This is a genomic window from Pantoea sp. SGAir0418 (genome assembly GCF_043529865.1).
Genome location: NZ_CP027912.1, coordinates 404,606 through 426,973 on the forward strand (window position 1 = coordinate 404,606; position 22,368 = coordinate 426,973).

Annotated in this window: 24 protein-coding genes; 13 read left to right on the top strand and 11 right to left on the bottom strand. The window is 58.7% G+C overall.

What is annotated here, in order from left to right:
• The first annotated feature begins 149 nt into the window (after positions 1-149).
• Positions 150-1,082: an AraC family transcriptional regulator gene (locus tag C1N84_RS20930; RefSeq protein ID WP_021508860.1), complete on the top strand. Its 933-nt coding sequence runs from the start codon at positions 150-152 to the stop codon at positions 1,080-1,082.
• Position 1,083: 1 nt separating this feature from the next.
• Here C1N84_RS20930 and C1N84_RS20935 read toward each other — a convergent pair whose 3' ends face one another.
• The 3 genes from C1N84_RS20935 to C1N84_RS20945 all read right to left on the bottom strand — a co-directional run bounded on the left by C1N84_RS20935 (position 1,084) and on the right by C1N84_RS20945 (position 2,289).
• Positions 1,084-1,215, bottom strand: a complete 132-nt coding sequence (locus tag C1N84_RS20935; RefSeq protein ID WP_255412114.1) for a hypothetical protein — start codon at positions 1,213-1,215, stop codon at positions 1,084-1,086.
• A gap of 29 nt (positions 1,216-1,244) precedes the next feature.
• Complete coding sequence (locus C1N84_RS20940) at positions 1,245-1,376, bottom strand: hypothetical protein (RefSeq protein ID WP_256378117.1); 132 nt, start codon at positions 1,374-1,376, stop codon at positions 1,245-1,247.
• 208 nt (positions 1,377-1,584) lie between these two features.
• Positions 1,585-2,289, bottom strand: coding sequence for an SDR family oxidoreductase (locus C1N84_RS20945; protein ID WP_166710557.1), 705 nt, complete (start codon positions 2,287-2,289; stop codon positions 1,585-1,587).
• Between the two features lie 104 nt (positions 2,290-2,393).
• Here C1N84_RS20945 and C1N84_RS20950 point away from each other — a divergent pair, with 104 nt between their 5' ends.
• The 7 genes from C1N84_RS20950 (at position 2,394) to C1N84_RS20980 (ending at position 8,414) form a co-directional block, all read left to right on the top strand.
• A complete protein-coding gene (locus C1N84_RS20950; RefSeq protein ID WP_159377597.1) occupies positions 2,394-3,293 on the top strand; it encodes a LysR substrate-binding domain-containing protein in 900 nt (299 codons plus the stop codon).
• Between the two features lie 271 nt (positions 3,294-3,564).
• Entirely contained in the window at positions 3,565-4,752 is a 1,188-nt protein-coding gene (locus C1N84_RS20955; RefSeq protein ID WP_159377598.1) for a M20 metallopeptidase family protein, read from the top strand.
• Between the two features lie 15 nt (positions 4,753-4,767).
• Positions 4,768-5,613 carry a transporter substrate-binding domain-containing protein gene (locus C1N84_RS20960; RefSeq protein ID WP_238562173.1) on the top strand — a complete coding sequence of 282 codons (846 nt, stop codon included), beginning with the start codon at positions 4,768-4,770 and terminating at the stop codon, positions 5,611-5,613.
• 12 nt (positions 5,614-5,625) lie between these two features.
• A complete protein-coding gene (locus C1N84_RS20965) occupies positions 5,626-6,345 on the top strand; it encodes an ABC transporter permease (RefSeq protein WP_058758979.1) in 720 nt (239 codons plus the stop codon).
• 9 nt (positions 6,346-6,354) lie between these two features.
• Positions 6,355-7,038 carry an ABC transporter permease gene (locus tag C1N84_RS20970; protein WP_058758980.1) on the top strand — a complete coding sequence of 228 codons (684 nt, stop codon included), beginning with the start codon at positions 6,355-6,357 and terminating at the stop codon, positions 7,036-7,038.
• Positions 7,038-7,814 carry an ABC transporter ATP-binding protein gene (locus tag C1N84_RS20975; protein ID WP_264444218.1) on the top strand — a complete coding sequence of 259 codons (777 nt, stop codon included), beginning with the start codon at positions 7,038-7,040 and terminating at the stop codon, positions 7,812-7,814. The genes C1N84_RS20970 and C1N84_RS20975 overlap by 1 nt, the downstream gene beginning before the upstream one ends.
• 210 nt (positions 7,815-8,024) lie before the next feature.
• Positions 8,025-8,414, top strand: a complete 390-nt coding sequence (locus C1N84_RS20980) for a response regulator transcription factor (protein WP_021508870.1) — start codon at positions 8,025-8,027, stop codon at positions 8,412-8,414.
• Here C1N84_RS20980 and C1N84_RS20985 read toward each other — a convergent pair.
• Entirely contained in the window at positions 8,411-9,193 is a 783-nt protein-coding gene (locus C1N84_RS20985; protein WP_264444215.1) for a molybdate ABC transporter permease subunit, read from the bottom strand. The two genes, C1N84_RS20980 and C1N84_RS20985, sit on opposite strands and share 4 nt — an antisense overlap.
• Entirely contained in the window at positions 9,190-10,086 is an 897-nt protein-coding gene (locus tag C1N84_RS20990) for an extracellular solute-binding protein (RefSeq protein WP_264444743.1), read from the bottom strand. Before C1N84_RS20990 ends, C1N84_RS20985 begins: the two co-directional genes overlap by 4 nt.
• Positions 10,087-10,418: 332 nt before the next feature.
• Here C1N84_RS20990 and C1N84_RS20995 point away from each other — a divergent pair, with 332 nt between their 5' ends.
• Positions 10,419-10,688 carry a hypothetical protein gene (locus tag C1N84_RS20995; protein ID WP_010616678.1) on the top strand — a complete coding sequence of 90 codons (270 nt, stop codon included), beginning with the start codon at positions 10,419-10,421 and terminating at the stop codon, positions 10,686-10,688.
• A 123-nt stretch (positions 10,689-10,811) separates the two neighbouring features.
• The gene (locus C1N84_RS21000; RefSeq protein WP_021508873.1) at positions 10,812-11,828 is read left to right on the top strand and encodes an NADPH-dependent aldehyde reductase Ahr; all 1,017 of its coding nucleotides are present in this window, start codon (positions 10,812-10,814) and stop codon (positions 11,826-11,828) included.
• A gap of 80 nt (positions 11,829-11,908) precedes the next feature.
• Here C1N84_RS21000 and C1N84_RS21005 read toward each other — a convergent pair whose 3' ends face one another.
• The 3 genes from C1N84_RS21005 to glsB form a co-directional block, all read right to left on the bottom strand.
• Positions 11,909-13,648 carry a DUF2534 family protein gene (locus C1N84_RS21005; protein WP_264444212.1) on the bottom strand — a complete coding sequence of 580 codons (1,740 nt, stop codon included), beginning with the start codon at positions 13,646-13,648 and terminating at the stop codon, positions 11,909-11,911.
• A gap of 65 nt (positions 13,649-13,713) precedes the next feature.
• Positions 13,714-14,130, bottom strand: a complete 417-nt coding sequence (locus C1N84_RS21010) for a DUF2946 domain-containing protein (RefSeq protein WP_264444210.1) — start codon at positions 14,128-14,130, stop codon at positions 13,714-13,716.
• A 578-nt stretch (positions 14,131-14,708) separates the two neighbouring features.
• Positions 14,709-15,632, bottom strand: coding sequence for a glutaminase B (gene glsB / locus C1N84_RS21015; protein WP_058781037.1), 924 nt, complete (start codon positions 15,630-15,632; stop codon positions 14,709-14,711).
• Positions 15,633-15,929: 297 nt separating this feature from the next.
• Here glsB and clcA point away from each other — a divergent pair, with 297 nt between their 5' ends.
• Positions 15,930-17,333: a H(+)/Cl(-) exchange transporter ClcA gene (gene clcA / locus C1N84_RS21020; RefSeq protein ID WP_088517419.1), complete on the top strand. Its 1,404-nt coding sequence runs from the start codon at positions 15,930-15,932 to the stop codon at positions 17,331-17,333.
• Between the two features lie 73 nt (positions 17,334-17,406).
• Here clcA and C1N84_RS21025 read toward each other — a convergent pair whose 3' ends face one another.
• Both C1N84_RS21025 and C1N84_RS21030 read right to left on the bottom strand, forming a co-directional pair.
• The gene (locus C1N84_RS21025) at positions 17,407-17,685 is read right to left on the bottom strand and encodes a helix-turn-helix domain-containing protein (RefSeq protein WP_088517418.1); all 279 of its coding nucleotides are present in this window, start codon (positions 17,683-17,685) and stop codon (positions 17,407-17,409) included.
• A 209-nt stretch (positions 17,686-17,894) separates the two neighbouring features.
• Positions 17,895-19,121: an MFS transporter gene (locus C1N84_RS21030; protein ID WP_058758987.1), complete on the bottom strand. Its 1,227-nt coding sequence runs from the start codon at positions 19,119-19,121 to the stop codon at positions 17,895-17,897.
• A gap of 159 nt (positions 19,122-19,280) precedes the next feature.
• Between C1N84_RS21030 and C1N84_RS21035 the strand changes: the two genes are divergently transcribed.
• Both C1N84_RS21035 and sfnG read left to right on the top strand, forming a co-directional pair.
• On the top strand, positions 19,281-19,628 hold the full coding sequence (locus C1N84_RS21035) for an ArsR/SmtB family transcription factor (RefSeq protein WP_104093428.1): 348 nt from the start codon (positions 19,281-19,283) through the stop codon (positions 19,626-19,628).
• Between the two features lie 220 nt (positions 19,629-19,848).
• Entirely contained in the window at positions 19,849-20,943 is a 1,095-nt protein-coding gene (gene sfnG / locus C1N84_RS21040) for a dimethylsulfone monooxygenase SfnG (RefSeq protein ID WP_021508881.1), read from the top strand.
• Positions 20,944-20,945: 2 nt separating this feature from the next.
• Here the strand turns inward: sfnG and C1N84_RS21045 are convergent, their stop codons facing one another.
• Positions 20,946-22,136 (bottom strand): MFS transporter, encoded by a 1,191-nt coding sequence (locus C1N84_RS21045; RefSeq protein ID WP_127835014.1) that lies wholly within the window; start codon positions 22,134-22,136, stop codon positions 20,946-20,948.
• Between the last annotated feature and the right edge of the window lie 232 nt (positions 22,137-22,368).

A 22,368-nucleotide genomic window follows, 5' to 3' on the forward strand; every position in this document is an offset into this window, starting at 1 on the left:
CGTGTTGGTTGACGAGGCTATTGTGGAAAACGCCGGCTAAAGCGAACAGACCGGATTGTGGCGTATCATTGCCTGATTATCTCGTCACGGTTGTGAGCAGGGAAGAAACCTGGCTATGCTTTGCCTGAACCTCTCACCGGAAACCCGTTATGTCGCAAACCGTACAACAGCAGACCTGCGCGCTGCTGCGCCAGCTGGCACCGCAGGAAGGTTATACTGCTTCACTGCTCGACAGCGTGCGCTTTATGCGTGCCGACCGGCAGTGGGCGCGCACGCCGGTTCTTTATGAGCCGAGCATCATCATTATCTGTCAGGGCTCGAAGCGGGCGTTTCTGGCCGACAAAATGTATCGCTACGACGCACAGCACTATCTGGTGTTGTCGGTGCCGCTGCCGTTCTCCGCTGAGACTGAAGCGACCTCGGCTGAACCGTTGCTGGGACTGGCTATCCGTCTGGATGCGGCCACGCTGGCGCGACTGGTGACGCAGGTCGCAGCGGCAGACATTCCGCTGGCGGAGACACCAGCCAGCATTATTTCGACGCCGGTAAATGAGACGCTGGCGGATAGCACGCTGCGCCTGTTGCAGGCGCTGAGCGATCCGCTGGAAGCGCAGGTTTTAGGTCCGGCACGGGTAGAAGAGATTTGCTTTCGTGTGTTGCTGGGTGAGCAGGGCGGTGCGGTGCGCGCAGCGCTGACCTATCAGGGGCACTTTGGCCGCATCGCGCGGGCGCTGCAGCGCATTCATGCTGACTGGCAGCAGCCGCTGGATGTGCCGCATCTGGCCAGCGAAGCGGGCATGAGCGTTCCGCGCTTCCATCTGCATTTCAAAAGCGTGACACAGACCTCGCCGATTCAGTATCTCAAGTCGCTGCGGCTGCATCAGGCGCGTTTGATGATGATTCGCGATAATCTCACTGCCGCCGGTGCCGCCGCACGCGTCGGTTACGAAAGTGATTCACAGTTTAACCGGGAGTTTAAGCGGATGTTTGGTCGCACCCCGGCTGACGAGGCGCGGGTGATGAAACGCGCATTTGCGCTGCTGCCGCCGGAACAGTTATCCGCGCGGCTGCAGGCACATTAGGTCAGTACGCGATAACGATTGCCACCACCACGCCAATCCAGAACAGCAGGCTGGCAGCCAGTGCCAGCTGGCACAGTAACCGGCGGGAAAAACTCAGCAGCGCACTGAGGCGCGGCGATAACATTAATACCATAATCATCCCTCACAACAGCCAGCAACTGATCAGCGCAGCCCCATCACGGCAACCACCAGCAGAATCCAGAAAAATGCACAACCTGTCAGCAGAAAACGCCAGATCAGATGGCGTTCGGGAGTCAGCAGCGTGTGCAGACGCATACGAAGAAGTAGTGGCATAGCGACCTCAAATCAGAAAGTTTTACCGGGAATATCCGGCAGCTGAGAACAGAAAATTCTGTCAGCGAATAAGAACATTCTGATGTGTTATAAGGCCGCGAAACGACAAGACCAGTCTTGAAAACAGGCTGAGAAATTCCTTAGCAGGCAGGCGATAGCCACAGCGGACATCAGATGCCGCTGTGACCATCAGGCACAGCAAAGCCGGTTACACGCTGCGCGTGACGCCGCCGTCCACGCGGATATTCTGCCCGGTGATATAAGCCGCGCCGGGCGAAGCAAGAAACGCAATGGTAGCCGCCACTTCTGCAGCCGTGCCATAGCGCTGCATGGGCACGCTGTCGCGCCGTTCATCCGTTTTCGGCAGGCTATCAATCCAGCCTGGCAGGACGTTATTGATACGAATATTCTCAGCTGCGTAGGTGTCGGCAAAGATTTTACTGAAAGAAGCCAGACCGGCGCGGAACACGGCCGAGGTCGGGAACATGTCGGTGGGTTCAAACGTCCATGCCGATGAGATATTGATGATACTGCCGCCACCCTGCTGCTGCATGATCGGCGTGACCAGACGTACAGCGCGCACCACGTTGAGGAAGTAGGTTTCCATTCCCTGCTGCCACGCATCATCGCTTAATTCGAGGATTGGCGCGCGCGGACCGTGACCGGCACTGTTAACCAGCACGTCAATACGTCCCCAGCGCGCCAGAGTGGCATCAATCAGGTGCTGCAAATCGTCCACTGACTGATTCGAACCGGTAATACCGAGCCCGCCCAGACGATTCGCCAGCGCCTCGCCTTTGCCGGAGGAGGAAAGAATCGCGACCCTGAAACCCTCGCTGGCCAGCTTCTCCGCTGCCGCTGCGCCCATACCGCTGCCACCTGCGACAATTACCGCAACTTTTTCTACTGTCATGTGAGTAACCTCATCAATTAAATATCCTGTGATGCCAGTATAATGGCCGGGAGATGCCGCAGAGAGTCAGCTCAGCTGGCAATTGACGATAGGAAAACTACAGGATGAATCAGGGCTTTCAGGCATTACCGTCGCTGAATGCACTTCGGGTATTTGAAGCCGTGACGCGGCACCTTAATTTTCGCCTCGCCGCTGAAGAGCTCGGCGTGACGCAGGGTGCGGTTGCGCAGCATATTCGCGGTCTCGAGGCCAGCCTGGGCCTGAAACTGTTCGATCGGTTGCCGCGTTCGCTGGCGCTGACCGCTGCCGGTGCAGGCTATGCGGTGCACATTCGACAGGCATTTGAGCTGATTGATGAGGCGACGCGCACGCTGCGCCCGGAGCCGGATCGCCTGACGCTGAGCGTAACACCGACCTTTGCCAGCCGCTGGATGCTGCCGCGTTTACCGGCATTTACCGCGGCCTGGCCGGATATCGACCTGCGCGTGCTGGCCTCTGAACGGCTGGTGCAGTTTCACCATGAAGGCGTCGACCTGGCGGTGCGCTATGGCCGGCCGCCGTTTGGTAGCGGGCTGGAGGCCACGCTGCTGTTTAGCCAGACGGTGCTGGCGGTGGTCAGCCCGGCGCTGCTGGCACAACACGATGATGCAGCGCAGCCAGAAAATTGCCTGCGCTATCCGCTGCTGCACGATGGCCATCACCTGTGGCCGGCGTTCCTGGCGTTTATGTTCCCCGGCCAGTCGCTGCAGCATCAGCATCATCTGCGCTTCAACCAGACCGCGCTGGCGCTGGAAGCGGCGCTGAGTGGTCAGGGTATCGCACTGACCAGCCCGCATTTTGTGCAGAACGATCTGGCCAGCGGTCGGCTGGTTCCCGCCTGGCATCGTGAGATGCCCGTTGATGCCGGCTGGTATCTGGTGGCTCCGCGTCGTCCGCGTGAGCAGGCAACGGTGAGTGCGGTTCGTGCGTGGCTACTCAGTCAGGCGGAGCAGAGCAAAGATTGATGGCTGAGCAACGCGATGCTTTTATGTTCAATAACAAAATCAGTAAAACTGATGATCGTCTGCGAATTATGAATGTTATAACTGACTGAGCATGCATTTTATAAGGTTTATCCTGCACAGGCAGGGTTTTAGAAAAATATCACGCAAATTCAGCTATTAAGGAAAGGAATTGTGCGTTGCAATCTGCTGAGGGCTGTGAATAAATAAAACGCTGAATTTCATAAAAATGCCATAACGGCCAGGCGACAGCCTGCATAACCGTATTACCACCATGACCGATCATAAAATTCTTTTAGCCAGGGATATCAGCGCCAGAAGTGAAAGCATGCAGGCGCACCTCATCGCCATCCGGCGCGATATTCACGCACATCCGGAACTTGGTTTCGACACCGTCCGCACCGCAGCCATCGTGGAACAGGAGTTGCTGCGCCTCGGGCTGACGCCGCAAACCGGCGTGGGCCGCACCGGCGTGATGGTGGACATTACCGGCGCGCAGCCGGGCAGGACCGTGCTGCTGCGTGCCGATATGGATGCGCTGCCGATTCATGAGCAAACCGGCCTGCCGTTTAGCAGCATCTGGCCGGGTAAAATGCACGCCTGCGGCCACGATATCCACACGGCTACGCTGCTCGGCGTTGCAGCGATCCTCACGGACCTGCGCAGCCAGCTGCACGGCACGGTGCGGCTGATTTTTCAGCCGGCGGAAGAGACGCCAGAGAGCGGCGCGCAAGCCATGATTGCTGCCGGCGCAGCGGACGGCATTGATGTGGCGATCACGCTGCACAATAAACCAGAGCTGGCCGCAGGAGAAATCGCCCTGACGCGCGGTGCCAGCACCGCCTCCAGCGATGAATTCGACGTAGTGATTCATGGCAAATCCACCCACGCCGCCCGGCCGCACATGGGTACCGATCCGATCATTGCCGCCGCCAGCCTGGTAACGCAGCTGCAGACCATTGTGTCGCGCGAGCTCGATCCGGCGAACTCTGCTGTGCTGACGATTGGCCATATCCACGGCGGCACCACCCATAACATCATCTCCGACAGCTGCCTGATTCAGGGCACCATCCGCGCTAAATCACCGCAGGCGCGCGCTCACATGGAAGACGCTTTCCGCCGCATCTGTGCCGGTGTCGCACTGTCGCTCAATACGCGGATTGAGGTCAATTATCAGCGAGGCGTACCGCCGCTGATGAATGATGATGCGCTGATTGATGCACTGGAGCCGATTCTGTCGCACCAGTTCGGCAAGCCGGTGGTGGCAAAACCCAGCAGCAGCTTTGGCGCGGAAGATTTCTCGCTGTTTACTGAGCGTGTGCCGGGCTGTCAGATCCATATCGGCTCTGGCGCGCCGGGGCGCGACGACCATCTGCACAACTCCGACTATCAGCCGGACGAACGCAGCATTCACGCTGGCACACAGGCTCTGGCCCGTATAGCGATCGACTTACTCTCCTGATAATAATGAGGTTTTATGATGATGCGTAAAGGGCTGTTCTCCGCCTCCGCGGGCCTGTTGCTGCTGGCTTCTGCCGTGGTTCAGGCAAAAGATTTTGGCACATTAAAATTTGCCACCGAAGCGGCCTATCCGCCGTTTAACCAGTCCACGCCGAGCGGCAAAATTGTCGGCTACGAGCCCGATATGGTGGCCGAACTGGCGAAACGCGCGGGATTCAAATATGAAATCGTCGCGCAAAAGTGGTCCGGACTGATCCCCGGCCTCGCTGATGGCAAATATGATGCAGTGGTCGATGCCGTCACCGTGACGCCAAAACGTCAAGAAGTGGTGGATTTTACCCATCAGTACACCGTGAGCGTATCGGGCTTCGTCACGCTGAAGGGTAGCGCAGTGGATACCCTGCCGGGCAACGGTGAAGTGGTACAGGCGACCGATGAAGCCGGTATGAACAAAGCCATCGACGCGCTGAAGGCGAAGTTCAAAGGCAAAACCATTGCGGTGCAGGTCGCTACCATTCAGGCCGATTTCCTCAACAAATACCTCGGTGACGTCGCGACTATCCGTACCTATCAGGCCGGCCCGGAAACCTTCGCCGATCTGCTCAATGGCCGGGTTGATGCGGTCATGGCATCGCGCACCAACCTCAATGCTTATGTGAAAAAACACGCGGATACGGTAAACAGCACCGGTTACGGCTTTGTGGGTGGTGTACTGGGCCAGGGCTCGGCGATTGCCATTCGTAAAAACAATCCGGAGCTGAAAGCCGCGCTGGATCAGGCGCTGGTGTCGATGATCAAAGACGGCACGCTGAAGCAACTGTCAGAGAAATGGTTCGGCGAGAACGTCGCGCCTGCGGAATAATGCTGAGCGCTTATGACTATTGACTGGCAACTGTTAGGTTTTGGTGACGAAGGCTGGGGCGGCGTGCTGCTGGACGCCGCCACCGTCACGGTAACGGTCTCGCTGTGTGCGTGGCTGCTGGGCGCGATGCTCGGCAGCCTGCTGTGCTGGATGCAGATTGGTGGCGGCCGCTGGCAGCAGCGTGTTGCCAGCGGTTACATCACGCTGTTTCGCGGCGTGCCGGAGCTGCTGGTGATCTACCTGTTCTACTTTGGTGGCCGACAGGTGGTGGGGTTTATCGGTGAAGCTATCGGCCTGCAGGGACCGTTTGACGTTAACGGCTTCGTTGCAGGCGCGATCGCCATCGGGCTGATTTCCGGCGCTTATCAGAGCAGCGTATTTCGCGGCGCGTTTTACGCGATTCCCGCCGGCACGCTGGAAGCCGCTACGGTCACCGGTATGGGGCGTTTTATGCTGTTCCGCCGCATGATTGTGCCGCAGGCGCTGCGCACCGCGCTGCCGGGCATGGGCAATCAGTGGCAATCGGTGATTAAGGAGTCGGCGCTGGTATCGGTGACCGGGCTGGTGGAAACCATGAACCAGATTTCCACCGCGTCGAATTCCACCCAGATGCCGTTTTTCTTCTACAGCGTAGGCGCGGTGATTTACCTGATTATCACCACCTGTTCAGATTTCTTCTTCCGCTATGTGGAAAAAGTGGCCATGCGCGGGCAACAACGCGCGCGGTTGTAAGGAGCCACGATGGATTTCACCTTCTTACAGCACACGCTGGCGGCACTGCTGCGCGGACTGCCGCTGACGCTCAACCTGGCGGTATTGTCCCTGCTGGGCGGCGGGATACTGGCGCTGCTGCTGAATCTGCTGCGTCAGCATCGCCTCGGCAGCTACGTTACGCGTTTTTATGTCTGGCTGTTCCGTGGTACGCCGCTGCTGATTCAAATCTTCATGATTTACTATGGCCTCGGCAGCCTGCCGGCGGTGCGCGAAAGCGTGCTGTGGCCGCTGCTGCGTGAGCCCTACTGGTGCGGGTTAATTGCGCTGATTCTCAACGACGCGGCCTACACCGCCGAGATCCTGCGCGGCGGACTGAATGCGGTTAGCGTGCAGTCACTGGAAGCGGCGAAAGTGTGCGGCATGTCGCGCTTCACCACGCTGCGGCGCATCACGCTGCCGCTGGCGGTGCGTCAGGCGCTGCCGGCCTACAGCAATGAGATCATCTCGATGATCAAATCCACATCGCTGGTGAGCACCATCAGCCTGATGGAGATGACCGGCATCGCCGATTCCATCGTGTCAGAAACCTTCCGCGCGCTGGAGGTGTTTATCAGCGCGGCGATTATCTATCTGCTGCTGACCGTGCTGGTGAGCAAAGCGGTGGCGCTGCTGGAGCGCCGTTTGTCCCCTTATCACGCTGGAGCACGTTAATGAACAAACCCACTATTGCCCTGAGCCATCTCAGAAAAAGTTATAGCGGGCATGAAGTGCTGCATGACATCAGCCTGACGGCGCAGGATGGCGACGTCATTTCGCTGATCGGCGCCAGTGGTTCCGGTAAAAGTACGCTGCTGCGCTGCATCCCGTTTCTTGAAGTGCCACAGGCCGGTGAAATTGCCGTGGGCGATGAAGTGGTCACCCTCGATAACGCGGACGAAAAGCTGAGCCGTGAACAGCGCCGCCGCATTAAGCTGATGCGCATGCAGCTCGGCTTTGTGTTTCAGGGCTTCAATCTGTGGCCGCACAAAACCGTGCTGCAGAACATCATTGAGGCGCCGATCCATGTGCAGAAGCGCAGTCATCAGGAGGCCGTTGCCGAGGCCGAAGCGCTGCTGCAAAAAGTCGGGTTATACGAAAAGCGCAACGCGTGGCCGTCGCAGCTCTCCGGTGGCCAGCAGCAGCGCGTGGCAATAGCCCGGGCGCTGGCGCAGCAGCCGAAAGCGATACTGTTTGATGAACCCACTTCCGCGCTCGACCCGGAGCTGGTGGGCGAAGTGCTGCGCGTCATCCGCAGCCTGGCGGAAGAGGGGCGCACCATGATTATCGTCACCCATGAAATGGGGTTTGCGCGCGATGTTTCAAACAAAGCGGTGTTTCTGCATCAGGGCAAAATCGAAGAGTCCGGATTGCCGCAGCAGGTGTTCAGCGAACCGATCTCGGCGCGCTGTCGCGCTTTTGTCAGCAGCCACCTGCAGCGCAACAGCTAACCAGATTTGTGCCAATGGTGTTCTAAGCCAAATTATGGAAAAATCGCCCTCCCTCAACGGAGGGCTTTTTTATCGGCGCAGGGAAGGTGCACGTCGTCGCGCACTTCACGTCCATCGATAACCAGCTACCGTCAGGTCTGGCTGCTGTTGCGTTACCGCGCGACAGAGAGGGCCGAAATTTTCCTCATTTTTCTACAGGCGGAGTACGTAATGGGCGCGAAGGTGTGGTTAGTGGATGATGATGTATCCGTGCGCGAGTCGCTGGGATTTCTGCTGCGAACCGTGGACTACGAGGTCGCCGACTTTGCTGACCTGGCATCGTTCGAAACCGCCGCCGCCGGTCAGCAAGCCGTATGCGGCTGTCTGCTGCTTGACGTGCGACAGCCAGAGAGTAGCGGCCTGAGCTGGCTGGCCCGGCAGGGCGCACGCCATCCGCTGCTGCCGGTGATCATCATGACCGGGCACGACACGCTGGAGGCCTGCCGGCGCTTGTTTGCTCAGGGCGCCTTTGCCTTTTTCACCCGGCCGCTGGAGATTGAACCGCTGCTGGAGACGGTCCGGCTGGCGATGCGTGAGAGTGAGCAGCGCGCCAGCCTCTAATGATGCCGCGCCGTGTTGCCGCAAAGCGCGCGTCGGGAAGCCAGCGCGCACAGCAGCGGCACCGGCAGGGTAAACAGCAGTAACAGCCACAACAGCACATAAACCGCATCCACGCCGTCGTTTTGCAGATTGTTGTACAGCTGCGCCGGCATTCCGTGGGGAAACCAGGCGAAAATCATCACAATGCCGAATTCGCCCATCGCCCGCACCCACGCCAGTGCCGTAGCCGACGCCAGGCCCGGTGCGGCCAGGGGCAGCGCCAGCCGCCAGAAGCGCGGCCATGGCGCGGCACCCAGCGTTCGGCCCGCTTCAAGGATCTCCGGCGGCACCGCGATAAACGCCGAGCGTGCGCTGGTGACAAAGTAGGGCAGCGCGCCATACCACTGCGCCAGAATAAAGGCGGCGGGATTGTTCACCAGCGTCCAGCCCAGCTTGCTCAGCAGCTGGCCGGGCAAACTGTACGGACCGTACGCGCTGACCAGCAGGATTCCCATCGCCAGCGGCGGCGTCAGCAGCGGGATCATCACCAGCGTTTCCACCAGCCAGCGCATTTTTCCCCGCGCCTGCGACAGCCACCAGGCCAGCGGTAAGCCGGTCAGAAAAATCAGCACCAGCGCGATCGCGCCCAGACTGAGCGACGTGGTAATCGCCGCGCCGTCACCCCACGCCAGTCGCAGGTGTTGCCAGTGTGTGACGCCCGTCAGGGTGACAAACGGCACGGCCAGCAGCACCAGGGCGGGCAGCGACAGCCACAGCGCGCCAGCATGGCGGATTTTCATGGCGTATAAAGCCCATTGCCCTTCGGTGCGGCATAGCCTTGCTGTTTAAACAGCGCCTGTCCTGACGGACTCAGCATGAAATCTACAAAGGCTGTGCCAGCGACCGTACCGTGCGGCGCATTCCTGAGCACCGCCGCGTAATAGACCAGCGGCTGGGTGTGCAGCACTTTATCTTTACCCTGGCTGTCTTTGACGCTAAAGCTGACCGTGTCGTACCACTTAGTCGCCATCGCCGGATTACTGAGGTTGATTTCATCGGGCAGCGCAATGTAAGGCAGATGGGCAGAGATCACTTCGCTTTCATAGCCTGCAGCCGCATCCACCTGACCGCTCTCGAGCCGTGTCAGCAAGCCACCTTCCAGATGGGTTTGCGCGGGATTCTGGTAACCGCCGAGAATGTTGTCAGCGATGCCGGGCTGCCGGTAATACTTCTGCGCCAGTAGCAGGGTGAAAATAATGTTCTGGCCTTTAGGATCGTTTACCGGATCGGTCCGACCAAATTTCAGTCCCGGCGCTGCCAGCAGCTGAAGCCAGCGGCCATCATTGCCTTTGGCTGCGGCAAACTGCGGCGCAAACGGCCCTTTTGGGTTATAGGCAATCACCATGCTGGTGCTGGCTACCGGTACTGCGTTGTCGATCAGTCCGGCGTCTTTCAGGATCTGCATCGGACCGGGAGTAACAGACACGAACACGTCAGCGGTGATTTTTTTGCTCGCCAGCAGGCGCGCCATACCATAAGCCCCCTGGCCCTGACCTTCATACTTACCGTCATGCTGTTGTGCAAATGCCGGGCCCAGTGCCTGATCCATCACTTTTCCCATCGAACCGGCATACGTCACGCGGATATCCATGGCGGCCTGCGCCGGTAAACTCAATCCGCCGGCGGCAGTCATTAACAGTAGGGTAAGCGTCTTCACGCGGAGATTCCTTTTCGCTATATAAATGAGTAGATAGCGATTATCGGAATTCTCCGTTTTAGCGCAAGGTAAAATCTGTTGCGAAATCCTGCGGTCGCGCGCCAGCACCGGGTTTTAGTACCATTGCAACGCGTGCTGAGAGAAAAAAATTCATTTACCGATCCGCAAGCTAACGCATAAGCAGGCGGCCAGCCGTTTGCTGGTTAAATAAGCGGCTATAGTTATCCCAGTTAGATTATTTGCGTGCCGCTGGGCGTGCACCTTTTCCTCATTTGCCTGGAGCCCGTTACTACGTCACGAGGTTTAATGTGTTTGCCGATCTTTCCTGGAAAATTATTCATCAGGTCATCAACCAAACCATCGCTGAGATGGTGGATGAACAGCAAACGCTGGACGTGCTGAGCCTGCGCAGGCGCTTAAGGGAAATGGCGGAGAACGAAACTAACGAGGAGATGGTGCTGTGTTACTGGCAGGCCAGCAAAGTGCTGACGCGTTTGCCGCCCACCGTCACTGCCAGCCAGCTGATAGAAGAGGCGCGCCATGCGTTCCGCAGTCCGCCCAGTCACGATTCGCTTTAACGCGAAATGCTTTTCTTTCCCCGTTGCGCTTAACAGACTCTAATTGGCTGAAATTTAATCATAATCATGCAATACGCTCTGCTAGACTTCCCGGGTTAACAACGCTGAAAACAGAGGACAGTAATGAAAATCAAAAGTTATGCCGCACACAACGCCGGTGATGCGCTGGTACCGTACGAGTACGAAACCGGTCCGCTGGCGGCGGAAGAGGTGCTGGTTGAGGTCGATTACTGCGGTGTGTGCCATTCTGATTTGTCGATGATTGATAACGAGTGGGGCATTTCCTCTTATCCGGTCATTGCCGGTCACGAAGTGATTGGTCGCATCAGCGCACTCGGCGATGCGGCGCAGGACAAAGGATTGAAGGTGGGTCAGCGCGTGGGTATCGGCTGGACCGCGAAAAGCTGCCAGCACTGTGATGCCTGCATCAACGGCGAGCAGGTCAACTGTGAGAACGGTTCAGTGCCCACCATCATGAACAAAGGCGGTTTCGCCAGCCATCTGCGCGCCGACTGGCAGTGGGTGATTCCGCTGCCGGAATCCATGGACATTACCTCTGCCGGTCCGCTGCTGTGCGGCGGGATTACCGTGTTTAAACCGCTGCTGATGCACCATGTAACGGCAACCAGCCGCGTCGGCGTCATCGGTATTGGCGGCCTCGGCCATATGGCGATCAAACTGCTGCGCGCCATGGGTGCAGAAGTCACAGCGTTCAGTTCGAATGCCAGCAAAACCGAATCCATCAAAGCCATGGGCGCCGATCGTGTGGTCAACAGCCGCGATCCTCAGGCGCTGAACGCGCTGGCCGGGCAATTTGATTTGATTATCAGCACCGTAGCCGTCGATCTGGACTGGCAGCCGTACTTCCAGGCGCTGGCTCCGCACGGTAAGTTCCACACCGTGGGCGCGGTAATGAAGCCATTTGAGGTGCCAGCGTTCAGTCTGATTCTGGGCGATCGTGCGGTAACGGGTTCGTCTACCGGTTCACCGGGCCAGCTGCGTAAGCTGATGCGTCTGGCGTCACGCGCCGATGTGGCACCGCAGGTGGAAGAGTTCCCGATGTCAAAAATCAATGAAGCGCTGGATCACGTACGCGCCGGTAAAGCCAATTACCGCGTGGTGCTGAAGGCCGATTTCTGAGTCGGAATCTGAGGCGGATAATACGCTGACGTTTGTCAGGCAAAACGGCGGATGGGGGATCATCCGCCGTTTTTTACGCCTTATCCCTGCGAATCATCCTTTTCGCCGAGGAAGAAATACCACAGCGGAATCGACATCAGCGCGGTGAATACCGTGGTGTAAAGCGCGATCATAAAGCCCTGCGTCAGATACATGGTCAGCGTCCAGTGGCTGAACGGGATGCCGTATTGATCGATCACGCCGCCGATAATCGCATTGCTCATCACCGTACCGACAATCAGCGCCAGAATAAACAGCCCACGCAGGTAGTAACGCATCTCCTTGCGTTTCACCGTGAAACGCGCCCGCACGATACCGAGCGGCGACTGCTGCGCGGCGAGAATTTCCGCTTCGCTCATCGGCGCACGCTGTTGTCTGCGCCAGCGCAGTACATCCACCAGCACGAAGGCCAGCAGGCTGACGCCCATCACCGGCAGGGCATAACCGAGCGCCAGCGCCAGCATCAGGCAGACCCCTTTGGCATAGTGCGGCAGCGCCAGCCAGCTTGCGCTCAGGGTTTGCGCCGGGCTGGCCTGATCCAGAGCCGGGCGGCGCAGCCACCACATACGATAACCCAGCACAATCATGCTGCACAAACCCAGGCCAAACAGCGCCAGCAACAGCTGATTAGGCCAGCCAAACAGCACGCCCATGTGCGCATCGACGCCCCAGCGCGTCAGTTTTGCCACCAGCGGGAAGCGATCAAACCAGACGTGATCGACAATCGCGAAGCTTTGCGGATTCACGGACACTGCATCCACCTGTGTGGGCCAGCTGCGATCAATCTCACTCACCGTCCAGGCTTTGCCCTCGCTTTTCGGCTGGCGCAACTCCACTTTAGCCGCGCGGATGCCATCCTGACGCGCCGCCGCCAGCACACGATCCCAGTCAGCGTCGGCGGCATTTGCTGGCAGTGACTTCGCTGGCTGCGTCGCCGGTTTCGCCATCGACGACATCGGCATGCTGGTCATGTCCATGTCCGGCATACTGCGGTGATCGGCGTGAGGATCCGCCGGCGCGGCGGGCGCATCACCGCTGAGCGACGTATTCACCTGTGGCGTCAGCCAGTTAAGCTCGGTGCGCATCTTATCGATATTGCTACCTGCCCATTGTGACCAGGTGAGGCCGGTAACGGAGAAGAACAGCAGCCCGAGCAGCAGCGTCAGCCCCAGCGTGATGTGCCAGTGCCGGGTGAAGGCAAACCCCTTTCGCACGGTTTTCAGCCGGCGTTTTGGTCGCGTGCCCAGCCACAGCAGCACGCCGCCGAGCGCGGCCACCCACAGCCAGCTCGCCGCCAGTTCGCTGTAGTTGCGACCAAAGTCACCGAGTAACAGGCTGCTGTGCAGCAGATCGAGCGTGGTGCGCAGCGGCAACACGCCACTGGTGCCGTACACCGTCATGTCGCCGGTTACTTTGAGGCTGTAGGGATCGATAAACACCGCGCGCGACTGCGACGGACCGAGTGTGGCATCGCTGAACTGTACGCGCGTGGTATCGCGCGCGGCGGGCGCGGGTCGAACCGCATAAATGTGCTGATTTTCGCCCGCATAGGCGCGTGCCGCGGCGATCTGCGCCGAGAGCGGTTGCACATTGCCCTGCGGCTGCGCGGTGAGCGCATCGGCGTAGATCAGATTTTCCAGCTGCGGCGTCAGCACATACAGCGTGCCGCTGAGCGCCGCCACGAAGATGAACGGCGCGACAAACAGGCCAATGTAAAAATGTAAGCGGCGTAGCAGATTAAGCACCGCGCCGCGCGGTGCTGCAGAGTGAACAGCAGACAAAGCCGTCTTCCTTCCGATAAGAGAATGTCAGGGCACAGCGCAGGCGTTGTACCGATTAATGAGATTCAGCAGGAAAGAAAAACCGGTGGCGCGCGCGGACGATGGGTACCGCTGAAGCGGCGCGGGCGGGGTGCCACCAGCGGCGGCAGCGGTGGGGCGCGCGAGATCACCAGCATCAGCCAGATGAACGGGATAAACACCCACATCATCAGCGGCACATGCACCAGCAAATCACAATAGCCGCAGGCAATTTCGCCGTCGTCCATGTTGTGATGCATCATGCCCGGCATCGCCATCTCCATCGGCATATCGTGATGGTGCATTGGCATGGCAGATGAAGGGCTGTGCGACGCCACGGGGTCAATGCGCGTTTGCCGCTCCAGCAGCGTTTTCGACACAATCGGCGCGACGAACAGCAGCAGCACCGCCACAATGGCGACGCAGGCGGTCAGGCGCTGGCGAAAGTGATAGGAAAACGTCATGGCAAATACTGAGTGCTTCAACAAATGAGGCCGAAGTGTAACGCGATTGCCGCACAAGGGTTAATAAAAGTGAGGCTGGGAGCGACATAATTCGCACCTTTTGAAAAGGGTCACTTAATGTGGTGTGTTTGTTAACTTAATTGCAACCTGATGAGTACATTAGAGAAACACTATTTCTCATTGCTGAAGGATGAGCGGTGTCTGATGGCATAACCTGTCATTGCTCAGAATTTGTGGTCGCCATTAATGGCGACCCTACAAGGTATTGGCACTATTTGCACAGGGTGCGCATTGATCCGCACCGATATAAACAGTCACTTGCAACTCTATTGCAAGGTGTCACGTCATTTACTGCGGCCTGTAGGCAGTTGCACGATTTACACATGACGGCGCATTGATACGCACCGTTCTAATCAGGTCATTTTCAACTTAATTGCAAGGCATAACGGCATCGATCGCAATCAGCAAGGAATTACACGATTTTCGTAAGGTGCGCATTTATGCGCACCGATATAAACGGGCGGCTCGTTGTTTAACTCTTTTCATTTACAGGGAAGCCTCTCAGTACGAGCCGGGCCTTAAAATATCGATCGCCCCAGCCGCTCCGTGAGTTTCTCCAGCATGGCGGTGCCGGCCAGCGAGTTACCGGAATGATCCAGCGCCGGTGACCAGACGGCAATACTCATCTCACCGGGAATCACTGCGACAATCCCGCCGCCGACGCCGGATTTAGCCGGCATGCCCACGCGCCAGGCAAACTCTCCGGCGCCGTCGTACATGCCGCTGGTCATCATCAGTGCGTTCACCTGCCGCGCCTGGCGTGCAGAGATCACCGCCCACTCATCATCCAGCGTGCGACCGTGATTGGCGAGATAGAGAAACGTGCGCGCCAGTTCGCTGCAGCTCATCGCCAGCGAGCAGTAGTGAAAGTAGGTTTCCATTACTTTACTGACGTCATTATGAAAGTTGCCAAACGACTTCATCAGCCAGGCAATGGCGGCGTTACGCGCCGAGTGCTCATATTCAGAGCGCGCGACCACACGGTCATACTGAATGTCCGGCTGCTGTGCCAGACGACGCACAAACTCCAGCATGCGCTGGCGTGGCGCGGTGAGCCGGCCTTCCAGCAAATCGCACATTACCAGCGCGCCGGCGTTAATGAATGGATTGCGCGGCTTTCCCTGTTCCAGTTCAAGCTGCACCAGTGAATTGAATGCCTGGCCGGATGGCTCTTTGCCTACGCGCTGCCAGATCTCGGCGTCCTCGTACAGCGTCAGCGCGACGGTGAGCGACAGGACTTTGGAAATGGACTGGATTGAAAAGCGCGTGCCCGCATCGCCGGCCTGGTAGCTGCGACCATCGGCAGTGGCAATGGCGATGCCCAGTTGATCGGCATCCACGCCGGCCAGCGCCGGGATGTAATCTGCCACTTTGCCCTGACGGGTGAGGGGGCGTACGTCCGTGACAATCTCTTCAAGCAATGCATTACTGAGTTCCGACACCTTGTGGCTCCGGGGTGACTAATCCTGGCGCGATCATGGTGATTTGCCGTCGGCGCGTCAATCCACCGCGCAAAATTCTGTGAGCATGCTGCAGCAAGCCTGCACCGCGTAGCGGATTTTCTGCCCGGTTTGTTGCGCCCGATCGCAACCCAGCCTGGCGCCTACGCCACATCGCGCGACCTGAGGTAAAATTATGTTGCGAATGATTGAGTTACCGATCAGGCAATTTTGGTTATGCTAAGCCCAAACTCTTTCCGGCGCTGCCAATGCGCTCAACTGTTGTAATTGAGGATGACGATGTCTGCCTTACCTGATGCCACCGAGCCTGCCAACGCGATGCGCGCCGGGCGCTTTATGCTGCTGCAAAAACTGCTGCGACGCGATAAAACCCCGCTGGCATTGCTGCTGCTGGCCGCGCTGGTCGGTATCCTCACCGGGCTGGTCGGGGTGGCTTTCGATCGCGCGGTCAATTTTATTCTCCACCTGCGGATCGGCTGGCTGACGGAGCGTGCGGATAACCTGGCCATGGCGTTGCTGAGCGCGTTTTTTATTTCGGCGCTGCTGGGCGGCATCGGCTATTTTCTGGTGCGCCGCTTCGCGCCAGAGGCGGGAGGCTCGGGCATTCCGGAAATCGAGGGCGCGCTGGAAGAGCTGCGCCCGGTGCGCTGGTGGCGCGTGCTGCCGGTTAAATTTATCGGCGGCATGGGCGCGCTGGGCTCTGGCATGGTGCTGGGACGCGAAGGACCCACGGTACAGATTGGCGGCAACATCGGCGGTATGTGCCTCGATCTGTTTCGCGTGCGCGATTCCGAATCGCGTCATACGCTGCTGGCGACCGGTGCCGCGGCGGGGCTTTCAGCGGCGTTCAACGCGCCGCTGGCGGGCATTTTGTTCATTATCGAAGAGATGCGCCCGCAGTTTCGCTATAGCCTGATATCGATAAAAGCGGTGTTTGTTGGCGTGATTATGTCGAGCATTGTCTTTCGCGTGCTCAACGGTAATGAAGCCATCATTAATATCGGTCAGCTGCGTGACGCGCCCACCGAGACGCTGTGGCTCTATCTGGTGCTGGGTGTGCTGTTTGGCGGCTGCGGCGTGGCGTTCAACCGGCTGATATTTCTCGCACAGGACCAGTTTCAGCGCCTGCATCTCGGACGTACCGGGCGCTGGGTGCTGTTCGGTAGCCTGCTGGCCGGACTGTGCGGCGTGCTGGGTTTACTGCTGCCGCAGGCGGTGAGCGGCGGAACGACGCTGATTCCGGATTTCGCTACCGGACACTATGGCGCGCTGGCGCTGTTTGCTCTCTTCGCGCTGCGCACGCTGGTCACCATTTGCTGCTTCTCTTCAGGCGCGCCGGGCGGCATTTTTGCGCCCATGCTGACGCTGGGCACGCTGCTGGGCACCTGCTTTGGTCAGCTGAGCGCCGACTGGTTCCCGCATTATCAGCTGGAAGCCGCCACCTTTGCCGTCGCCGGGATGGGCGCGCTGTTCGCCGCCTCGGTGCGCGCGCCGCTTACCGGCATCGTGCTGGTGCTGGAGATGACCAATAACTATCAACTGATTCTGCCGATGATCATCACCTGCCTGGGCGCGACGCTGGCAGCGCAGTTCTTTGGTGGCAAACCGCTCTATTCCTCAATCCTGGCACGCACCCTGGCCAAAGCACAGCTCACTAACCGCGCCAGCGCCCGGACGGATTAGGCGTTTTTCCGGCGGCCATGACAGTTGAAGCCGGTTAACACTATCGGCTTCACTCTCCGTCCTTATCGTGCTGTTAAAACTCAACGGTGGCAGAATCGATCCCGCAGGCTTTGGCGTAACGCGCAATGGTTTCAAAGCTGGCAGAGGTAATATTCTTTTCCATGCGCGAAACCGTGGGCGGTTTTACCCCCATCCGCTCAGCCACTTGTGCACTGGTCAATCCGGCATGCTGCCGCCACGCTTTGAGCAAGGCTTGCATACGGTCTTTTCGTTCCTCTGCTTCCCAGGCTGCGCGGTATTCAGGATCCTGAAGCATTTCTTCATGTAGCTGATTATGGGTTTTATATTTCATTGAGCATCTCCTCCAGACAACGTAACGCTTTTTGAATCTCAGCTTCCGGGGTTTTTTGACTTTTCTAAATGAAAAGCTGCCACATATATCGTGGCGGGCCAGGTCTGCAGGAGTATATTAACTCAGAGAGATTGAGACGCCCGATGCGATCAAAGCTTCAGGCGCTGGTCTATGAAAGTTTTGATTCGATCGGGCGTGTTGATATCACCTCACGCCCGGCTTTTAACCCATCGGATGCGCTGGCTGAGGCTCCAGAGCATCAGTGCGGCGAGGGCAATGCTGCCGAGCACGGCGAAAGCGACCTGATAAGACCAGGCGGCGGCGATGCTGCCGGTCAGTGCCGGGCTGCATGCCGCGCCCACGCCCTGCATCAGCATGACGAAACTCTGGCCGGCATTGGTGTGTCCGCTGCCGTCAAGCACGCTGACGATGTAGCCCGGTACTGCCACGCCCAGCAACCCGGCGGCCAGACCATCAAGAATCTGTACCGGTACCATCGCATAGGTGCCATCGAACAGGGAGGCGATGCCGGCACGCACCGGCAGCACCACCAGCGCGAGGGTAATCAGCAATGGAAAACCGAGGCGGCTGGCGTTTCGGGCGGCGAATAACGCCACGGGAATCATCACGCATTGCGAAATCACCACGGTTGCAGCGGTATAAACACCGGGGCTGAGCTGTCCGCTGTGCGTTGCCGCCGCGCGAATGCCCAGCATCGGCAACAGCGCGGCGTTGCCGAGGTGAAACAGCAGCAGCGTCAGGCCGGTAATCAGCAGCACCGGATTGCGCAGCAGGGCAGAGAAACCAGGAAGCTCTGCGGCCTGCTGTCCGGCACCGCCGCGCGCCGCGCGGTCATCGATCGCGTTACGCTGAATGGCGGCCACGGCAAAACATGCGCACAGTGCCATCGCGGTCATCAGGATAAAAACCGCATCGGTGCCCCACAGCCAGACGGCAAACCCGGCAAACAGCGCGGCAGTCATATTGCCGCCATGATTGAACGCCTCGTTTCTACCCATCTGCTGGCTGAACCCCTGAGAGCCGGTCAGGCCGAGGGTGACGCCGGTCAGTAACGGGGCAATAAGCGCGGCCGCGAGACCGGTAACCACCTGCGAGCCAACCACCACTCCACCGTAAGGAAACCACCACAGCATCAGGGTGGCCAGCGTAATGAGCAGTGAGGCCAGAATCAGCAGCCCTTTTTTATGGTGCGTGGCATCGGTTGCCAGACCCGCCGGCAGCGTAGCCAGCAGACCGGCTAAACCGCCGGCAGTCATCGCCCAGCCAATATCATCCGCTCTCCAGCCATGTTCAGTAAGAAAGATCCCCAAGAAAGGGCCGAGTCCATCCCGCACGTCGGCCATGAAAAAATTGACCAGGCACAATGCCTGAAGAGACCGCAAAGCAGCGGGATGCGCTATCGGATTTGCATTCATGTTGTGATGAAGAAAGAGTGGAGGATGGTGACAAGCATAGAGCAGCAATGTGACATCGTAAATTAGCGCAGCGCGATTGGCGCACCGCTCGTACTGCGCTATACATCGCCCGCCGACTCACGGATAATTTGCTATTTTACGCCCTTAAAGAGATAAGCAATGCTGGAAAATCATCCGTCGCGCGACGCCATCAGGCTGGAGAATGTGCTGGCCGCGCTGGGCAATCCGATGCGCATGGCGGTCGTCGCGCTGCTGGCACAGGGGGAGGAGCGCAGCTGCGGTTCGCTGCTGCAAGGCGTATCCAAATCAACCTTAACCCACCACTGGCGGGTACTGCGTGACAGCGGCGTAATCTGGCAAAAACCCTCTGGCCGCGAGAATCTGCTGTCACTGCGGCGCGACGATCTGGACGCGCGCTTTCCTGGTCTGCTTGATGCGCTGCTCAGTGCCGCCGTTGACGATGCCGCCACCCGAAGCGCGCTGCAGGCTTTTCAGCACGCGGAGTAGCGCCCTTTTCGCCGGAGCGGCTGCAATTGCAACAGCCTGGCGACAGCGGCTGCTGCATCCGCAACAGACATTCCTCATCCTCTCATTCAGTTAGCCCGCAAATCAGGCGTTTAATCTCTGCCAGGAACTGGCACGCTCACTGCATAGCCTCTTATAGCCAAAAACATTAATGAAGATAATTTTACGTTAATCCAGCTATAAGAAGTCTCAGGAGAAACCTATGTCACAGGTAAAACCGCTGCAGTTTGCTTACTGGGTGCCTAATGTTTCAGGGGGTTTAGTCATCAGTCAGATCGAGCAGCGCACGCGCTGGGACGCGGAGTACAACCGTGAACTGGCGAAAATCGCTGAACGCGCCGGCTTCGATTATGCCCTGACGCAGATTCGTTTCACCGCCGGCTATGGCGCGGATAATCAGCACGAATCAGTCACCTTCTCTCAGGATCTGCTGAGCCACACCACAAAACTCAAAGTGATTGCCGCGCTGCTGCCGGGGCCGTGGAATCCGACGCTGGCGGCGAAGCAGATCGCTACCATCAGCCATCTGTACGGTCCGCGCATCGCGGTGAACATTGTCAGCGGCTGGTTTCGCGGCGAGTTCAAAGCGATTGGTGAACCCTGGCTCGATCACGAAGAGCGCTATCTGCGTTCGGAAGAGTTTATTCGCTGCCTGCGCGGCATCTGGCGTGAAAGCAGCTTCAGCTTCGCCGGAGATTTTTATCGCTTCCGCGACTACGCGCTCAAGCCTAAACCACTCGATCCGCTACCGGAAATTTTTCAGGGCGGCAGCTCGCGCGCCGCGCGGGACATGGCGTCACGAGTGTCTGACTGGTACTTCACCAACGGCAACACGCCACAGGGCGTACGCCAGCAGGTGGACGATATCCGTGCCAAAGCCGCTGTCAATCAGCACGCCGTTAAAATCGGCCTGAATGGTTTTGTCATCGCCCGCGAGAGCGAACAGGAAGCCCAGGCGGTGCTGCAGGAGATCATCGCCAAAGCCAATCCGGATGCAGTGAAAGGCTTCCAGCATGAGGTGAAAAATGCCGGCAGCGCGTCGCCGGAAGGCGAGGGCAACTGGGCCAAATCCTCCTTCGAGGATCTGGTGCAATACAACGACGGTTTCAAAACCAATCTGATTGGCACGCCGCAGCAAATTGCTGAGCGCATCATGGAGCAGAAACGCGCTGGCGTGGATTTACTGCTGCTGGCGTTTCTGCATTTCCATGAAGAGGTGGAGTTTTTTGGGCGGGAAGTTATCCCACGCGTGCGCGAACTGGAACGGCAGGAGGCGCTTAACGCCGTCACGGTCTGAGGTCAGATAGCGCGGTCGCGTCCGGCCAGCAGCGCCATCGCCATTTGCAGCGCGCTTACCGCCAACAGCATCAGCAGCGGGAGCTGCCAGCTACCGCTGACATCATGCAGCATGCCGAAGCACAGCGGTCCCAGCGCCGCCAGCCCGTACCCCACGCACTGCGCCATGCCGGAGAGTTTCGAGGCCTGGCGATGGTCCCGGGTGCGTAAATTAAACAGTGACAGGCTGATCAGCAGCGAGGCGCCCGCACCGAGGCCTGCCAGAATCAGCCACAATAGCGACCATGCGGGTGCCAGCAGCAGGCCGGTCACCGCGATGAAGATCGACAGCGAAGCCAGCAGCCCGATCAGACGCTGATCGCGCAGCTGCTTCAGCGCCCGCATACAAGCCAGATTGGAGGCGATCGCCACGATTTGATAGACGAACAACATGCCGCCCGCCTGGAGCTGACTGATGCCATTATCCTGTGCGAACGGGGTAAACCAGCCAATCAGGGTATAAAACAGCAGCGACTGGCTGGCCATGAACAGCGAAACCTGCCAGCCGATCGCGGAACGCCACGGCGAACGCGTTACGGTGACCTCTGTCGCGCGCTGCTCAAGCGTCGCGGGATTTTTCAGCTGTGGCAGCCACGCCAGCAGCGCGATCAGCGCCGGAATCAGCCAGACCGCCAGCGACAGACGCCAGCCGGCGCTGCTGAGTTCGGCCAGCGGCACGGCCACGCCGGAAGCGATGCTGGCGGTGATGCCCATGGTCATGGCATACAGCCCGATATAACGCGCGGTGTGCGCGGTGTAATCACGCTTAATCAGCGGCGGCAGCAGGACGTTGGCCGCCGCGATCCCGCTGCTGAGAATCAGCGTACCCAGCCACAGTGCCGTTTCGCTGCCGCTGATTCGCAGCAGTGAACCCAGGACGATCAGGAGTAACGCCCCCCACAGACTGCGCTCCAGGCCAAAGCGATTGCCGAACCAGGCGGCTGGCGGTGCCAGCGTGGCGAACATCAGCAGCGGTAAAAAGTTAATCACGCCGGCAGCGCTGGCGCTCAGGCCAAATGTCAGGCGAATATTTTCCAGCACCGGCCCGGTGGCGGTAATGGGCGTGCGTAAGTTGGCGGCGGTGAGTAACAGCAGTAGCAGGAAAAAGCCGGAACGACGCAGGGCAGAATCAGCAGATAAAGCGGTATGGGACATGTTTGCGCACCATGGAAATGAGGCAGAAAGTCTCTGCATATGGTGCGTTGATTGACGTTAACGCCTACGCAGCAGCCTGGACCGCTGAACCGCTGGCTATACTAACCAGCTGTTAAATCGATGTAAAGCAGAGCCACCCGGCCGCCTTCCAGGATAACCTTCTTGCCGCTTTGCTTGTCTGACGGTGACAGCACGCGTCTGTGACCTGGCTGGTATTTACGCTGCCGGTGCG

Coding starts and splice junctions, on each gene's coding strand:
- C1N84_RS20945 (WP_166710557.1), bottom strand. CDS start 2,289: ATGACAGTAGAAAAAGTTGCGGTAATTGTCGCAGGTGGCAGCGGTATG.
- C1N84_RS21030 (WP_058758987.1), bottom strand. CDS start 19,121: ATGAATGCAAATCCGATAGCGCATCCCGCTGCTTTGCGGTCTCTTCAG.
- C1N84_RS20965 (WP_058758979.1), top strand. CDS start 5,626: ATGACTATTGACTGGCAACTGTTAGGTTTTGGTGACGAAGGCTGGGGC.
- C1N84_RS20940 (WP_256378117.1), bottom strand. CDS start 1,376: ATGCCACTACTTCTTCGTATGCGTCTGCACACGCTGCTGACTCCCGAA.
- C1N84_RS21000 (WP_021508873.1), top strand. CDS start 10,812: ATGAAAATCAAAAGTTATGCCGCACACAACGCCGGTGATGCGCTGGTA.
- C1N84_RS20960 (WP_238562173.1), top strand. CDS start 4,768: ATGATGATGCGTAAAGGGCTGTTCTCCGCCTCCGCGGGCCTGTTGCTG.
- sfnG (WP_021508881.1), top strand. CDS start 19,849: ATGTCACAGGTAAAACCGCTGCAGTTTGCTTACTGGGTGCCTAATGTT.
- C1N84_RS20980 (WP_021508870.1), top strand. CDS start 8,025: ATGGGCGCGAAGGTGTGGTTAGTGGATGATGATGTATCCGTGCGCGAG.
- C1N84_RS20975 (WP_264444218.1), top strand. CDS start 7,038: ATGAACAAACCCACTATTGCCCTGAGCCATCTCAGAAAAAGTTATAGC.
- C1N84_RS20935 (WP_255412114.1), bottom strand. CDS start 1,215: ATGGTATTAATGTTATCGCCGCGCCTCAGTGCGCTGCTGAGTTTTTCC.
- C1N84_RS20930 (WP_021508860.1), top strand. CDS start 150: ATGTCGCAAACCGTACAACAGCAGACCTGCGCGCTGCTGCGCCAGCTG.
- C1N84_RS20950 (WP_159377597.1), top strand. CDS start 2,394: ATGAATCAGGGCTTTCAGGCATTACCGTCGCTGAATGCACTTCGGGTA.
- C1N84_RS21045 (WP_127835014.1), bottom strand. CDS start 22,136: ATGTCCCATACCGCTTTATCTGCTGATTCTGCCCTGCGTCGTTCCGGC.
- C1N84_RS21010 (WP_264444210.1), bottom strand. CDS start 14,130: ATGACGTTTTCCTATCACTTTCGCCAGCGCCTGACCGCCTGCGTCGCC.
- C1N84_RS21025 (WP_088517418.1), bottom strand. CDS start 17,685: ATGAAATATAAAACCCATAATCAGCTACATGAAGAAATGCTTCAGGAT.
- C1N84_RS20970 (WP_058758980.1), top strand. CDS start 6,355: ATGGATTTCACCTTCTTACAGCACACGCTGGCGGCACTGCTGCGCGGA.
- C1N84_RS20990 (WP_264444743.1), bottom strand. CDS start 10,086: ATGACTGCCGCCGGCGGATTGAGTTTACCGGCGCAGGCCGCCATGGAT.
- C1N84_RS20985 (WP_264444215.1), bottom strand. CDS start 9,193: ATGAAAATCCGCCATGCTGGCGCGCTGTGGCTGTCGCTGCCCGCCCTG.
- C1N84_RS20955 (WP_159377598.1), top strand. CDS start 3,565: ATGACCGATCATAAAATTCTTTTAGCCAGGGATATCAGCGCCAGAAGT.
- C1N84_RS21035 (WP_104093428.1), top strand. CDS start 19,281: ATGCTGGAAAATCATCCGTCGCGCGACGCCATCAGGCTGGAGAATGTG.
- clcA (WP_088517419.1), top strand. CDS start 15,930: ATGTCTGCCTTACCTGATGCCACCGAGCCTGCCAACGCGATGCGCGCC.